At 39.1% G+C, this 15,556-nt stretch carries 14 protein-coding genes and 3 pseudogenes; 8 read left to right on the forward strand and 9 right to left on the reverse strand.

The window, feature by feature from the left end:
- Window positions 1-39 precede the first annotated feature (39 nt).
- Window positions 40-1,545 carry a DHA2 family efflux MFS transporter permease subunit gene (locus D0463_RS04550; protein ID WP_117305598.1) on the reverse strand — a complete coding sequence of 502 codons (1,506 nt, stop codon included), beginning with the start codon at window positions 1,543-1,545 and terminating at the stop codon, window positions 40-42.
- 186 nt (window positions 1,546-1,731) lie between these two features.
- Here D0463_RS04550 and D0463_RS04555 point away from each other — a divergent pair, with 186 nt between their 5' ends.
- The gene (locus D0463_RS04555; RefSeq protein ID WP_117305601.1) at window positions 1,732-2,625 is read left to right on the forward strand and encodes a TetR/AcrR family transcriptional regulator; all 894 of its coding nucleotides are present in this window, start codon (window positions 1,732-1,734) and stop codon (window positions 2,623-2,625) included.
- A 341-nt stretch (window positions 2,626-2,966) separates the two neighbouring features.
- Here D0463_RS04555 and D0463_RS04560 read toward each other — a convergent pair.
- The 3 genes and pseudogenes from D0463_RS04560 to D0463_RS20350 form a co-directional block, all read right to left on the reverse strand.
- Window positions 2,967-3,494, reverse strand: a pseudogene (locus D0463_RS04560) (VOC family protein); the annotation flags it as partial.
- 10 nt (window positions 3,495-3,504) lie between these two features.
- Window positions 3,505-3,870 carry a hypothetical protein gene (locus D0463_RS04565; protein WP_117305603.1) on the reverse strand — a complete coding sequence of 122 codons (366 nt, stop codon included), beginning with the start codon at window positions 3,868-3,870 and terminating at the stop codon, window positions 3,505-3,507.
- Window positions 3,828-3,959 (reverse strand): annotated as a pseudogene (locus tag D0463_RS20350) (cytochrome P450); the annotation flags it as partial. The pseudogene D0463_RS20350 and the gene D0463_RS04565, both read right to left, overlap by 43 nt.
- A 71-nt stretch (window positions 3,960-4,030) precedes the next feature.
- On the opposite strand from D0463_RS20350, the pseudogene D0463_RS04570 reads away from it, so the two are divergent.
- Window positions 4,031-4,264, forward strand: a pseudogene (locus D0463_RS04570) (cytochrome P450); the annotation flags it as partial.
- Window positions 4,265-4,928: 664 nt separating this feature from the next.
- Here the strand turns inward: D0463_RS04570 and D0463_RS04575 are convergent.
- From D0463_RS04575 to D0463_RS04590, 4 genes are all read right to left on the reverse strand, one after another.
- Window positions 4,929-5,690 carry an SDR family oxidoreductase gene (locus tag D0463_RS04575; protein ID WP_117305609.1) on the reverse strand — a complete coding sequence of 254 codons (762 nt, stop codon included), beginning with the start codon at window positions 5,688-5,690 and terminating at the stop codon, window positions 4,929-4,931.
- Between the two features lie 116 nt (window positions 5,691-5,806).
- Window positions 5,807-6,865 carry an LLM class flavin-dependent oxidoreductase gene (locus D0463_RS04580; protein WP_117305612.1) on the reverse strand — a complete coding sequence of 353 codons (1,059 nt, stop codon included), beginning with the start codon at window positions 6,863-6,865 and terminating at the stop codon, window positions 5,807-5,809.
- 16 nt (window positions 6,866-6,881) lie between these two features.
- The gene (locus D0463_RS04585) at window positions 6,882-7,226 is read right to left on the reverse strand and encodes a DoxX family protein (RefSeq protein ID WP_117305615.1); all 345 of its coding nucleotides are present in this window, start codon (window positions 7,224-7,226) and stop codon (window positions 6,882-6,884) included.
- Window positions 7,227-7,238: 12 nt separating this feature from the next.
- Window positions 7,239-7,883: an NAD(P)-dependent oxidoreductase gene (locus D0463_RS04590; protein WP_117305617.1), complete on the reverse strand. Its 645-nt coding sequence runs from the start codon at window positions 7,881-7,883 to the stop codon at window positions 7,239-7,241.
- 162 nt (window positions 7,884-8,045) lie between these two features.
- On the opposite strand from D0463_RS04590, the gene D0463_RS04595 reads away from it, so the two are divergent.
- From D0463_RS04595 to D0463_RS04605, 3 genes are all read left to right on the forward strand, one after another.
- A complete protein-coding gene (locus D0463_RS04595) occupies window positions 8,046-8,627 on the forward strand; it encodes a TetR/AcrR family transcriptional regulator (protein WP_117305619.1) in 582 nt (193 codons plus the stop codon).
- A gap of 135 nt (window positions 8,628-8,762) precedes the next feature.
- Complete coding sequence (locus tag D0463_RS04600) at window positions 8,763-9,290, forward strand: TetR/AcrR family transcriptional regulator (RefSeq protein ID WP_117305622.1); 528 nt, start codon at window positions 8,763-8,765, stop codon at window positions 9,288-9,290.
- Between the two features lie 114 nt (window positions 9,291-9,404).
- Entirely contained in the window at window positions 9,405-11,993 is a 2,589-nt protein-coding gene (locus D0463_RS04605) for an efflux RND transporter permease subunit (protein ID WP_117305624.1), read from the forward strand.
- A 234-nt stretch (window positions 11,994-12,227) separates the two neighbouring features.
- Here the strand turns inward: D0463_RS04605 and D0463_RS04610 are convergent, their stop codons facing one another.
- A complete protein-coding gene (locus D0463_RS04610) occupies window positions 12,228-13,205 on the reverse strand; it encodes a ring-cleaving dioxygenase (RefSeq protein WP_117305625.1) in 978 nt (325 codons plus the stop codon).
- Between the two features lie 329 nt (window positions 13,206-13,534).
- Here D0463_RS04610 and D0463_RS04615 point away from each other — a divergent pair, with 329 nt between their 5' ends.
- From D0463_RS04615 to D0463_RS04625, 3 genes are read left to right on the forward strand one after another with little or no spacing between them, the layout of a single operon-like run.
- Window positions 13,535-14,230 carry a 2-phosphosulfolactate phosphatase gene (locus D0463_RS04615; protein ID WP_117305627.1) on the forward strand — a complete coding sequence of 232 codons (696 nt, stop codon included), beginning with the start codon at window positions 13,535-13,537 and terminating at the stop codon, window positions 14,228-14,230.
- Window positions 14,227-15,048, forward strand: coding sequence for a phosphosulfolactate synthase (locus tag D0463_RS04620; RefSeq protein WP_117305629.1), 822 nt, complete (start codon window positions 14,227-14,229; stop codon window positions 15,046-15,048). The genes D0463_RS04615 and D0463_RS04620 overlap by 4 nt, the downstream gene beginning before the upstream one ends.
- A complete protein-coding gene (locus tag D0463_RS04625; RefSeq protein WP_117305631.1) occupies window positions 15,005-15,403 on the forward strand; it encodes a VOC family protein in 399 nt (132 codons plus the stop codon). Before D0463_RS04620 ends, D0463_RS04625 begins: the two co-directional genes overlap by 44 nt.
- The last annotated feature ends 153 nt before the right edge of the window (window positions 15,404-15,556 follow it).

The raw sequence follows: 15,556 nt of genomic DNA on the forward strand, positions 1-15,556 counted from the left end.
CGAGCGCCCTTCTTCAGATACATTATTCTAAGTTAGCATTTAGTTACTGCCAGCTGATTTTTCTGCGAGCGTATCATCCGCCGGTTTTGCCCGTTTGATAAAGAAAGCAAGAACAAGTGCAACAGCAGCAACAAAAGCTGACACAAGGAAAGCATCATTAATTCCTTCCAGCATGGCTTTCATGCCGATTTGAAGCTTCATTTCAGCTAATGCAGCTTTCGATGGCTCGCCTGCCGCATTTTTCATAGCCTCATTCGTGTATTCAATGGCATAGGATTCCGTACGAGTCGACATAATCGTGACTAACAACGCTGTACCAATGGCACCGGATACCTGCTGTAATGTATTGTTCATCGCGGTACCATGCGGATAAAAACGTGATGGCAACTCATTTAATCCATTTGTCGAAACCGGCATCATTACCAGTGACATGCCGAACATCCGTATAGCGTGCATAATCGTTAGGTAGGTATAAGATGTCTCAGCCGTTAGCACGCTGAAATAATAAGTCGATACGGTTGTAATGATTAACCCAATGATCGCCAACATACGTCCGCCATACTTATCGAACAATCTTCCGGTAATTGGTGACATAAAGGCATTCAAAATCGCCCCTGGCAGCATCATTAAGCCCGCATCGAGCGGAGAGATCCCGCGGATTGTTTGGACATAAATCGGCAAGAGCAGCATACCAGAAAACATCGCCATCGTAACGACCATCGAAATGACCGAGGATAAGGCAAACATCGGATATTTAAAGATCCTGAAATTCAGCATCGGCGATTCCATCTTTAATTGGCGTAAAATAAACCATATCAAAGCAGCTATTCCAATGACGATCGTCCCGTAGACCTGGGGGCTATCCCAACCTTTATTGCCGGCAGAGCTAAATCCATACAACAGCCCTCCAAACCCTACACTCGATAACGCAAGCGAAAGTAAATCAAGGCGGATATCCACTTTTCCTTTCTTATCCTTAAGCAAGAAAAAGCCAAGCAAGAAAACGATAACAGCAATTGGCGTTACAAAGTGGAACAGCATTCTCCAGTCATAATGTTCAATAATCCAGCCTGATAAAGTCGGTCCAATCGCTGGCGCAAACATTAAAATCAAACCGAAGACACCCATCGCCGCTCCCCTTTTTTCGATTGGGAAGCTGACTAACATGACATTCATCAAGAGCGGCATCATAATCGCCGATCCTGAAGCCTGAACCATACGAGCAGTCAATAACACCGGAAAAGCATGGGCAATCCCAGCAATAATGGTACCGGCCAAAAATAAGCCCATGGCTACCAGGAATAATCGGCGGACAGAATATTTTTGAATTAAAAAAGCAGTAGCCGGAATCAAGATCCCATTGACTAGCATAAAGCCTGTTGTCAGCCACTGCACGGTCGTTGCGTCCACATCCAAGTCCACCATTATGGAAGGCAAAGCAATATTTAATAGCGTATTATTTAAGAATGCAATAAAAGCCCCAATCATCAACACCGCGATAATCCCGTACGGTGGACGATCAGTCTTATTTATGGAATGGTCCATGTTTTTCCCCCTATATACGTTCAGTTCATTATTTGTACTCTAATTTCAACACAAACTATATCTTATACCATCGGTTCAAATATTGCAAAGCAAAAACAGCACGATGTTTACTATGTTTGTTAAAACAAGATAAATCCTGTACTATAAATTTATACAGGCAGTATAACTGAAAATAAGGGTGATTACATGAACGAAAGGAAAGAGCATGTCATAAAAGCGGCGCACCACTTGTTTACTGACAATGGCTTTCAAAATACATCCATTCAAGACATATTGGACTATAGCGGGATTTCGAAAGGAACATTTTATAATTACTTTTCCTCTAAAAACGAGTTATTAATCACTCTTTTCACAACTCTCTATAAAAAGTTGGAAAAGGACCGCAATGAATTGCTCATCGGCCAGGATCCCTCCAATATTGAAATCTTCATTAAGCAAATCGAATTGCAAATGAAGACAAATCGGGCTAATAAGCTCATTACCCTTTTTGAAGAAGTACTCGTTTTGAATGATCCGGATTTTAAAGAATTCATGAAACAAGGCCAGTTCAGAATGATTCGCTGGTTATACCATCGGTTCATAGACATCTTTAGCGAAAGCAAGAAACCTTATTTGCTGGATTGCGCGATCATGTTCCTGGGAATTCTGCACCACAACCTTAAATATCAAGCGATAGCAACCCAATCAAACCAAAGCATTCACCATGTAGTCCGTTATAGCGTAGAGCGAATCGTCAAGATCGTTGACGAAGTGTCCGTTGCTGGCGATCAATTAATCCAGCCCGAGCTTTTGGACAGCTGGCTTCCAAACAATCAGAAAACCGATCCGGCGCTCCAACAGAAGCTTTCCCATACTTTATTGGAGTTAAGAAAAACGCTAGGCGATAATCAAGATCAGGCGAAATATATGGAGTTATTGGACTTTATCCAGGACGAGTTGCTGAATTCAAAGAATCCCAGAAAGTTTCTCGTAGAGAGCGCCCTTTTATCTTTAAAAGAGGGTCGGCAATTTTTTGAAGAAAAGCAGCTCGAAAATCTTGAAGAGCTGGTGATGGCTTTTTTCAGCAAGAATGAGGAATAAATTATATTGCCGAAAAAGAAGATGGTGACAAAAAATGACGCCTGAGCAAAATAGAATCGAAGAAGATATTAAATGCTATGAAGAAGCATTTGGCTTCCCGCAAAGCTGGTGAAAATGCTGAGGAGCTATTAAAAATTGGAAACAGAGAAGAAAAGTGGAGAACAGATAACATTGAGTAAGCTATAACAGTCCGAAAAAGATATTATTATCACTCGATTTCAGAGAAATTAGATAAGCTGAATCCCTCAAAAATATTAAAATTACCGTTCTTTCACTCCATGAAAAAAGCTCCTCTTCAAACAAGAAGATGAGCTTTACTTATTTTCAGATTCCGAAGCACTCTATATCATTTTTTCAATTTGTTCCCGCTTTGGTTCCAGGAATGGCGGTAAGGATAGTTTTCTCAAGCTTTTCATACGGTTCGTCTCCCATAAAACCCGGGCCATCCAGTGCAAACTCAAAGAAAATCTGTGGGGTAACTCTTGCATACAGGGATTCGAAAAAATAGCGATCTACATAACCGGACGTTTGGAATCCAAAGCTTAGCAAACAATCAATCCATCCTAAAGGACAGAATGATCTTCCACACGGAATGCGGCACGGCGGACTGTACCAAAGCCTTGTCTGGCCGACGGCAGAATCGCTTTATATTCGACGATTACCTGCGCCCCGTTGCCTCCTTCCCCTACTTCAAACAAATGGAATGACCCTTCAGCGATTTCTTTAAACAAGAGAACCTTCTCCATCGCTTCTTTAAAAGGCGATCCGAACAAAGATCGGCCCTAAACCAGTAATCGCTTATTCCAAGGGGACCGGTCCTTTTTGTCGAATTGTTCTTTAACTCCAGTATGTTTTACATCGAGGCGATCACTATCATGTTCATGCACATACTGATAAAAGAACTCTTTTCATGAACTTGTCCATCATTTCTGCTAAATTTTGATCGCCATTGTTGACACACCAGTCGAGTACGATACCCCTGACAATCACCAGCAGATATTCAGCCATTTCTTCTTCCGTCATATCATTAGTAATTTCTTCATTTGTTTGACCTAATTTTATTAATTTTTGCAAAGCCAAGTTCATATGTAAATCTTTTCGGTAAAAAAAAGCATCATCCGTAAAAAGATTATGCCTCGTTATATTTAATCCTAGTTCGGTGATGTTATTCGCAAGCAGGGCAAAAAAGTTCAGAATGACATGCTTGATAGGTCTTTGACATCTTCGTAAAGAAAGATACTCCATACGTTTGCTTGGTCATCAAAATGAACAGGAGATTCCTTTCTCATTTTCTCGTACCAAGGATCATATGTGCTACCAGCTTTGGCCTTGATTTGGCCGATTGCGACTCTCAAAGTTTAGTGAGGAGGAAATAATAAAATGGGCGGAAGCAAAGGCAAGAGGTGAAATGGAGCTGGCTGAGTTCTTTCACGGCATTGTTGAGGAGAAGCGTGGAAACCTGGGAAAAGATATCATATCGATTTTAATCCAGGCAGAGGAAGAAGGCATGAAGCTTTCAGTTGAGGAATTGGTTCCGTTCTGCAACTTATTGCTGGTCGCAGGAAACGAAACGACAACTAATCTGCTGTCAAATGCCGTATTCAGTATCATGGAGACCCCTGGCGCTTATGAGGAGCTTAGTACTCTTACATGTTTTATTTTTCGAAATCATTATTCTGTTCTTCAAAAAGGCCCTTCAATTCTGCTTTACCTTCGCTATTGTACTTAGGAACTGTATCAGCGATTTTAATGGAAAATACGGTAGACAAAATAATAACTGCGATATAGAAAATTGCTATTTTTTTCATTTCCCAGGCCTCTTCTCTGTGAGCTGACGTATCAGCTTTCTTGATTATAATGTTCACTAGTTGGAGGCCTTTAATGCAAAAAAACTGTTTGAAGCCCACAAAAAAATTCACTTAACTTTATAATTACGTGAATTTTCTTCTTGTTTTGGAAATAGCATTAGATGGACTGTTTTACATTATTTCTAACAACTGTTCTGCCATATAGTTAGCTCTGGTTAAATCTCAAACGACATCATCTATAATTTACTCTATAAGGTCTTCCTTATATTGATAATGCTCCTAAAATGTTCCCTAATTAACATAAGCGACCTTAACACATATCTGTTCTGTATCCCTCAACGCTTTTATTCAATTGAATAGATAAGAGAGTCCTTAAGTACTTTTTTGTTCTTCTAAACCATTCTAATAATCAAGAGCGTTAATATAAAAATTAAGCAATCTTAGCCCTGTGGAATACAGAACTAAGATTGCTAAGAAAGACAAATGTATGATTAACTAAAAAGCTGATGTCCAGCCCGCGTCCGCAGTGACCACCGTACCATTGACAAAACTAGATTCATCTGATGCTAGAAAAAGTGCGACTTGTGCGATTTCTTCTGGTTGCCCTGCACGAGGAATAACAGATTGGGCAACTTGTGTACGACTTGTACCAAACTCATTTAAATTAGTCATGGTGGATTCAATGTTCGTTATCGTAGCACCTGGTGCAATAGCGTTACAACGGATTCCTTTGTTGGCATACATGAAACCTGTATTTTTCGTAATACCAACAACTGCATGTTTAGAAGCTGTGTACGCAACTCCGGCATGAGCGCCGTTAAATCCCCCAGTAGAAGCTGTGTTTACAATTACACCTTTGCCTTTTTCCAAAAAGATTGACACTGCCTTACGTGTTGCGCGCATCACACTTTTTGTATTAATATCAAAAATTCGATCCCATTTTTCATCAGTAATATCGCCAACAGGTTCAAAACCGTCCATTATCCCAGCATTATTAACGAGGATATCCAGTGTCCCAAATTCACTTACCGCTGTATTGATCATGTTTTCAATATCTGATGATTCTGCGACATTTGCCTTCACGGCTTTAGCTGTACCGCCATTCGCAACGATTCCACTTGCCACCGTTTCTGCACCTTCGAAATTATAGTCGGCAAGAATTACTTTTGCTCCCTCCTTCGCATACAATTCAGCAATCGCCTTGCCCATACCTGAAGCTGCTCCTGTAACCACTGCTACCTTTTCATTAAGTCTCATATCCATCGTCTCCTTTATTTTTATTAGTTTATAATAGATTGATAGCTTACTAATACCCATTTAGTTTGTTAAATATTAACGAACCATGTTCATAATCCTATCAACTTCTTCCCCAATTATTTTTTAGCAAGTGCATTTCTTACGATTGGCGCTACTTTATTCGCCAACAAGTCTATCGCTTTTTCTACATTAGCCAATGATTGTCCACCCATATCAAATTGTCCCATAAAACGGCTATGGCCAAATAACTCATGTTGATATAGGATTTTTTCAGCCACTTCTTCTGCACTGCCGACTGCTAATATTTGATTGGAGGTTCTTTGCGGGTGTAACGATTCTTTTGACACAAAAAAGTTTTGGCCACGTTCTTTCATAAAGTATCCAAAGTAGTTCATATAATGTGGATAAAACTCTTCGACAGCTTGTTCACCTGTTTCTGCAACATAGGCATGGCCTGTTACGGATACACGCAGTTGACTTAGATTATGGCCAGCTTCATGCGCAGCTGCCCAGTACAAATCAGTTAAATGTTTGACACTTTCAGGCCGGCCTGCTAATAAACCAAGAGCCATATTCACTCCTAACCTACCTGCACGAACGGCACTTTCAGGTGTGCCTCCAACGCCAATCCATAATGGGAGCTTCTCTTGATAAGGGCGTGGTGAAATACTGGTATTTTCAAGAGGCGATCGGAACCTGCCAGACCAACTAACATTTTCATTTTCTTGTAATCGCATAAAGAGTTCTAATTTTTCTTCGAATAATTGATTATAATGTTTTAAATCTGCACCGAACATTGAAAATGATTCTAAAAAGGCACCGCGGCCCACGATAATTTCCGTCCGTCCTTTAGAAAGTAAATCGAGCGTTGCAAAATCCTCATAGACACGGACAGGATCCGCCGTACTAATGACTGAAAGTGAGCTAGTCAATTTAATCTGGCTTGTTTCCCTTGCAATGCCCGCTAATATCATGGCATATGAAGAAGTTACAAAATCCGGGCGATGATGTTCGCCAATGCCAAATACATCTAACCCTGCCTCATCCGCCATCTTTGCCATTTGAATCATTTCTGAAATGCGTTCTTCCTCACTTTTCACATGGCTCTTATCTGGGATCCTTTCACCGAGAGAATAGATACCAAATTCAAATGACGATTGTTTTGAAATTTCCATACTCGCAGTCCTTTCATTAGATAAGAATAAATAACAGGATAAACACCATAATACCAAGGAAGACAATGGCTGACGTTTCTTTAAAACCATCTTTGACACGAAGATGAGTAAGGATTCCGCCAATTGCCGTTACACCAAGCAATAGCGCACCAGCAATGGCATAATCAGTTTGCCAAAAACCGATAACTAATAACGCAGCCCCGGCTAATTCTACGATCCCTGTTACAACCCGGAACCATTGTGGTAACCTCCAATGCTCAAATCCTTCTTTATGCATTTTCGAACCAAAAACTTTTCCCATCCCCGCAGCTAGAAACATGGCTGCTAATAAACCTTGTAAAATCCAAGCTAATATAGTCATATAAACTCCCCCTTATTTATTAAAAACAATCGGCATTTTGTGAATATACTCATTTTTTCTCGTCATATCAAACAAACATTTGGCAACATTTTCTCTTGATACATTCATACTTCCTTTTGTATCACCCAATGAAATGCTGTATCCTTTGCCATCATGCTTAACATTTGGGTTAATAATTCGTACGACAGTCCAATCCAAATAAGATTGTTTTACTAACTGTTCAATACGTTTCATCTCCTGATACCCTGTTGGAAATAATAGCTTTGCCATCATGCCTGGTAAAATGGTAATCACTTGAGATCGATCTTCATTTGCCTTTATTGATGGAGTACCGAGTGTAATAAAGCGCTTTTTCTTTACCTTTTGCATAACCTGGATGATGGTTTGATGGGCTGCAGCAATAGGCAAATCCTTAACTTTCCTTGATTTATCTAGCGCTGGTCCTAAAGCACTGATTACTGCGTCCGAATCAGCGATCGCTTCTTCAATTTTTCTCGCATCATCTAAATTTCCTACGATAATTTGTAAATTTTCATGACTGATAGTTAACGCATTATCCCTTCTTATATAGGCAATCACTTGATCACCATTTTCCAGTGCTTCCTTCACTGCTAGCTGGCCTATTGCTCCGTTAGCTCCAAAAACGGTTAATTTCAATTCTTTAACACCTCAGTTTATTAATCACCTTTTGTTTATACAACATATGTTGTATAGTTAAAGTATATTACACTGTAAAAAATGCTCAACCAACACTTTTTAACTTTTATCGCATATACGACAGATTTGATAAATTGTCTAATATCTAAAAGGGGTTATAACATGGCTGAAACAAAAATAGATCCACGGATTGTTCGTACACGTAGGTTAATCATGGATGCATTTGTTCAACTTTCAATAAAAAAGGATTTTAAGGATATTACCATCAAAGATATTACAACAGAAGCAACGGTTAATCGTGCGACCTTTTATTACCATTTCACGGATAAATTTGACTTATTGGAAAAAGTATTAAAAGAAGACTTGATGACAAACGTAATCAGTGAAATCGCTGAACATAATGAACTGACCGAATCCACGATCATTAGTGTTTTTTTATCCGTTACAACTTTTCAAAAATCGATAGCAACGCAATGCCGAAGAAGCTTTGAGGCTTTTTCAGCAACATTTGAAACCATTATAAAGAAAGAATTAGAAAGTATCTTTTATCAAATGTTATTAAAGCGACATTCCACTGAAAACGATGAATCTCTAAGAATAGCATCTGTCATGTTATGTTGGGGGCTTTACGGGGCTTCATTGGATTGGCAGCACAATAGTACTATGCTACCAGAAGAATATATAAAATTAGCTATACCATATGTTACACAGGGAATGCAGTTTCTAGCTTCAGAGGGAATTTAAAATAAAAACTCAATCAAATAAACGACCTAACACAATCAGGTCATGTCGAAATTGAATCTTCTAGACATCCGTGCATATATCAAAAAATGATGACATTTTCATTCAAATGTCTCAGTCTTTTTAGGAGTAATAGAAATGAACACAAACACGCAAAAACGCACAATTAATCAAATCATTCAAACTTACACTACTTTGCTGCACCAAAGGCCTTTCTCAGAAATTACCGTGCAGGATATTTGTGACGCAGCACTTATACATCGCAGTACATTTTATCGCTATTTTGAAGATAAATACGATCTTTTAAATCAAGTTGTTCGTTTAATTGGGCAGTCATTATACGAACGTTCACAAAGTCATCGCACTTTATTTGAAGAATTAATTGAATTTGTTGATGAAAACCGTCAATTTTTTATTCATGTGACGACAAATGATATTAATGTCGATTTATTTAGTGAGCTTGTAAAGATGAGCAGTAATATTATGTATGCCAATGCAGAAAGAATGGATGATCCGCTTTCCCAAAAAATTCGAAATTCACCCCATCCTAAGATTTTATGTGATTTTTACAGTAGTGGGATTATTGAGGTGTTAAAACAATGGATTAATAAAAATTATGATTATTCCAAAGAGAAATTAATCGTAATTGTAAACGAACTGTTTTAATAATGAACCATTTTGCGATATTTGTCGCATTTTGAAACATATCCACCATATTGATTGTTTATCTGCCTTCTTTTCCTTGTTATATTTTATTTTATGAAAGGGAGGAAGAAATTAATGGACAAACTATTTTCAAAACTCGGGGATTTTATCGTTAAAAAGTCTAAACTAAATATTATTGTCATAACGATTTTAACGATAATTTTAGGGTTTGGAGTTACAAAATTAGAAATGAAAATGGGCAATGACGTCTTCGTCAGTTCAGATACAGACGTGTTTAAAGATACAGCGAAGTATCAAGAGCATTTTGGTGGAGACGGTATTTACTTATTGCTAGAAGGTGATAAGGATACCCTCATTTCTCAAGAAACAGCAGCTGAAATCGTTCGTTTCACAAATGAAGTCGTGCAAATTGAAGATATTACAGGCACAACAAACTTTGTTGGCCTAATGAATGAGTTATTATCTTCTGATAATCCTTCATTATCAATAGGCGATGAAGGAAATGAAGAATTGGAAGAAGCAATCAAAGATTCAATAAGCACGGAAGATATGGCTGATATTGAAGAATCGATGATGAATAGTTTAACAGACAAGCAAAAGAATTCGATTCAAGCATTTACACAAGAACAGTTAAAACCAGAACAATTACAAGAGCTAGGGCAGCAAATGGCTGCACTTGGGCCAAATGCAACTCAAGAAGCACAAGCCGATTTAATGAATGACATTTTAACAGAAGAACAAAATGAAGCGATTATGTCTTATACAGAAAGTATACTGACAGAGAAGCAAAAATCTCAAATGCAAAAAGAAATGCTTGCTGTGTTGCCACCTGTAGAAAAGATGAGCGATGAGTTATTACAGGCGATTATTTTTTCGGATAATGGCAACGTTCCTGAGCAATTAGAACAACTTATACCGGCAAACGGCAAACACGTTTTAATTATGCTTAACACGTCAAATGATACAGAAATGGCAACATATGTACGGATAAATGAAGAATTAAATGAAATAATTGATGAAAGTCACTTCCCAGAAGGAATTAAAATTCAAGCCGGTGGTGTACCTGTGGTACAAGGTGACGTACAAGGGGAAGTAATAACAACGATGGGCATAATGCTGGCACTAGCTGTTGTTATTATGATTTTAGTATTATTCTTCGTTTTCCCGGTGCGCAGACGAACTATCTCTTTAGGTTTTGTCCTGGTCGGCCTTATTTGGACATTTGGCTTTATGGGTTGGGCTGGCATACCAATCACACTGGCAACAATGGCAACCTTGCCAATCATAATCGGATTAGGTACTGACTTTGGTGTGCAGTTCCATAACCGCTATGAAGAAGAATTCAGAAATAGCAAATTTAATGCACCACGTGCCACAAAAGAAGCAGTTCGCCATATTGGTCCTGGTGTAGGAATTGCTGTTTTTATTATGGCCTTAAGCTTCTTAACGATGTTTTTATCAAAAGCACCAATGATGCAACAATTTGGTTTAACACTCGCAATTGGTGTTGTGTTCTGCTATTTCGTTGAACTCATTTTAATGTTCTCGACGTTTAATCTACTCGATCAACGTAAAAAAGACATAAAAATCAAAGCGAATGATGATACATGGCTCTCACGTTTCTTAGGTCGCTATGCTGAAATTGTTGGGAAGTTTGCTTTACCGATCTTAATTATTGCCATGAGTTTATCAGCGATTGGTTTTATAAATGAACATAAAATCCCAACTGAAACAAACTTAATGAAAATGATTCCACAAGATTTGGAAGCATTAGAGAATACTAATTATTTACAAGAAGTGGTTGGCTCCACAACATTCATTACGTATTTAGTGAAAGCTGAAGATGTCACCAGTCCAGCAGTTATCGAATGGACCGATAAATTTAGTCAAAAAATTGATGATAAGTATGAAGATATTCAAGATTATACAACATTATCTTCTATGCTGCTTCAATTAAATGGCAATGATGAACTACCAGAAGATGAAGCACGATTAAAAAAAGATATTTCAAATCTTCCTGCTTCTATTAAACAAACTTTAATTAGCGAGAATAACAAATACGCTACCATTCAGTTCCAGGTAAATCCAGAGCTTGCATCAGCAGATCAGCTTGAATTAATGAATGAAATTACAGACCAAATCGATACAGATGGCCAATTTAAAGTGTCTCCTGCTGGCGCACAAGTCATGATGTTATACGGTATTGATAACATTGGGGCAAATAGCAAATTAATGATTGTGGTCGGACTTGCAATTATTTTCACTGGTTTATTCTTAGTCTATCGTCGTGTAAAACACTCGATTTATCCGTTAATTCCGATTATCTTAGTACTAGGATTCTCTCCATTAGCCTTATTATTACTGGATATGTCATTCAATCCATTAACGACCGCACTTAGTTGCTTAGTGTTAGGTATTGGTACAGAATTTACCATTTTAATAATGGAGCGATTCCGTGAAGAGGAAGCGCGTGGTTTAGACGCAAAAGAAGCCATTAAAGTTTCCTTATCAAAGGTTGGTCAAGCAATTACTGCTTCTGGTTTAACGGTCGTTGGCGGGTTTTCAACTTTAATCTTTGTCAACTTTCCTATTTTACGTGACTTCGGCATTACAACAGTAATTGATACACTTTTATCATTATTTTGTGCATTAACGATTCTACCTGCATTAATTGTATTATTCCGTAAACGAAAAAAGGCTTAATTGACTTTGTTGGGTATGTGATTCTAATATAAACCCTATCGAATCGGATCATACGAATTTGTATGCTAATACCGTATCTAATAAAACTAGAATAACCAAAATTTCCCACATTTACTTTAGATAACAAAAAGACAGGAACCGCTACCTGTCTTTTTGTTTACATATAAGGGGTTAATAATTCTTCCAGCAGTTATCCTAATCATTTGTTTAACGATTCTTTTCCAGAGTATCTTATTATTCTTTAACGAACTCCTTCGTGCTTCTCACCGTATCGATTGGGCGGACCATTTTTTCGATTTCTTCACGCTTCGGTTCCAAAAATGGCGGCAAGGACAGTTTTTCTCCAAGCGTTTCATAAGGTTCATCTCCCATAAAGCCTGGGCCATCCGTGGCAAACTCAAATAAAATTTGCGGAGCGACCCTTGCGTACAAGGACTCGAAAAAGTGGCGATCTACATAACCAGACGTTTGGAACCCGAAGCTTGGCAAACGATCAATCCACTCTTCAAGGACAGAACGGTCTTCCACACGGAATGCCACGTGGTGAACCGTACCAAATCCTTGTCTGGCCTGTGGAAGAACCGCATTATATTCGACAACTACCTGCGCCCCGTTGCCCCCTTCCCCAACTTCAAACAAATGAAATGACCCTTCCTGAGCGATTTCTTTAAACAATAGAACTTTCTCCATCACTTCTTTAAAATAATCAAATTGGGCGATACGAACAAAGATGGGCCCTAAACCAGTAATCGCATAATCCAGTGGAACCGGTCCTTTTTGCCATGGTGTACCGGCAGCGACTCCCTTATTGTTTTCATCTGAAATCAATTGATATTGCTGGTCATCAAAATCGACAAATGAAAGTGTCTTGTTCCCGAATTGTTCTTTGATCCCCGAGTGCTTCACATCAAGACGATCAAAGCGTTTTACCCAATAATCCAACGCTGCATCACTTGGCACCCGGAAGGATGTTTTGGAAATCTCGTTTGTTCCATGCTCTCCCTTAGGAATGCCGGGGAAGTCAAAGAAGGTCATATCTGTCCCCGCGCTGCCTTTATCATCTGCAAAAAATAAGTGGTACGTTTGGATATCGTCCTGGTTAACGGTTTTCTTTACTAAACGCATCCCTAACACATACGTAAAAAATTCATAGTTCTTTTCTGCACTGCTAGTAATGGCCGTTACGTGGTGTATTCCTTTTAATCCGTTCATTTTTATTTCCTCCCATTGATTTTCGATTTGTACTTATATAAATAATCGCATTTAACTTTAATTAAAATATCTTTAATTCAAAATAAATATATCATGGACGAAATTAGCTGTCAATATGTAAGAATTATTCCCTCATGAGTAAAAAGACAATCATAAAGGTGATGATTGTCGAACACTCTGCCATATCAGCAGAGCTTTTTCCAGACAAGAAGCAAGAGAAAAAATGAATGTATGGGAACTAACAAATCCCGGAACCATGTACAAAACAATTGAATATAATTTTTCTAACTTCAATTGTGGGTGAAAACCCATGGGTTAGGAGAATTGCAGTGGATGTGAAAATTTATCAGGGAAACGGGCACCGACTGGCAGCTTCGGACATAAATATTGTGATTGATGTAATCAGGGCCTTCACTGTCGCCCATTATGCCTTCTTGAATGGTGCGAAGGAAATTTTGTTGGCTGGCACCATTGACGAAGCAGTTGCCTTAAAAGAAATGTACCCTCACTATCTTCTTGCCGGTGAGGTAAAAGGCCTTCCGATAGATGGGTTTGATCTGGATAACTCTCCTTATCGAATTTCCATGCACGATTTAATGGACCGGACGCTCGTCCAAAAGACAACAAACGGAGTGAAGGCCACATTACATGCCTTAGACGCCAGGCACGTATTCGTTACCGGTTTTTCCAATGCCAAAACGACCGCTCGTTACGTCCAGAGCTTAGGCAAGCAAGCGAACAATAGTTTACAAATAAACATCGTCGCCTCCCACCCGACAAGTGAAGAGGACCTGGCCTGTGCCGAATATATGAAAAAGATTATTGTAGGGGAGAAAATTTTGGATCCAGAGGACGTTGCAGTAAGAATTAAAGCGTCACGGGCCGCTGAGAAATTCTTCGATGAAACAAAGCCTGAATTCGACCCCAGAGATATGTCATTTTGTACCCGTGAGCTAAACAGCTCATTTGTAATGAAAGTGAACCAAGCAAGCCGAATTCCATCGATTGAGAGGATTCAAACATGAGGAGATCTTGTGGAATATACCTGCCGCCTAGGCAAGAAAAACCGAGAGAAAAAGGGATTACGATTCTGATTGATAACGGGGTGCCGTTAAGCTTTTTTAAAGACACGGTTTCCGGTGCTGCCGATTTCATCGATTATGTGAAGTTTGGCTGGGGAACGTCGATTATCACAAAAACGCTGGAAGAAAAAATAGAATGCCTAAACAACTACAGCATTCCGTTCTTCTTTGGCGGAACACTATTCGAAAAGTTTGTGAGCCAAGGGAAAATCACCGACTTTTACCTCTACTGCAAAAAATACGGCTGCCAATACATTGAGATCTCAAACGGCACATTCGAGATGACCAATACTGAAAAAGCGCGTTTCATTTCCGACTTCTCAGACGAATTCCTCGTCTTCAGCGAGGTCGGCCAAAAAGACAGCGAGAAAGCAATCACACAGGAACCGGCGGAATGGGTGGAATACATCCAGGAGGACTTCGAAGCAGGTGCAATCAAAGTCATCACGGAAGCAAGGGAAAGCGGAACGAGCGGGATGTGCCGGGGTAACGGGGAACTTCGCAGCGAGCTGGTCGAACAAATCGTTTCATCCGGTATTAACTTGAACAATATGATTTTTGAAGCCCCTAATAAAAAGCTGCAAACCTTCTTCATTCAACTGGCTGGTTCTGACGTAAACCTGGCCAATATTGCGTTCACTGATATTATCCCGCTGGAAACGTTGCGCCTCGGTTTACGCTCAGATACATTCACGTTATTTGATAGGAGCGAAATAAATGAGAGAAAGAAACAAAGTGTTTCACCTGGCGATCCCCTGTAAGGATTTAGATGAAACCCAACAGTTCTACGAAAAACTTGGATGCACCCTCGCCAGGCGCTATGATGACCGCCTCACATTTAACTTTTACGGCGACCAGGTCGTATGCCACCTTAATCCTGAAAGCATCGATAAAAAGCCGAAAATATACCCGCGCCATTACGGAATGACCTTTTTAGAGAAAGAAGAATTTAACATCCTCCTGCAGAAAGCCGAGGAACAGAACCTCCCTTTCTTCCAAAAATTAATGGTACGGTTCCAGGGAAGACGAGAAGAACATCTCACTTTTTTTCTAATCGATCCGGCTAATAATTTGCTAGAATTTAAGTATTATCATGATGTGGAGATGGTTTATTAAGTAGCTGTTTTGATATCCTTTTGTTAGACTTCAACAACCCTAAGAATGCCAGCCTTTAAAATGAATAGAAGCAAATTTAAGCAATATAAAAATAGGATTTCATCCCTGAAATGTTTCTGAGCTGGCAATGCAAACAGGAGTGGTATTAGTTTT

Source organism: Bacillus sp. V59.32b (assembly GCF_003429085.1).
Taxonomy (GTDB): Bacteria; Bacillota; Bacilli; order Bacillales; family DSM-1321; genus Peribacillus.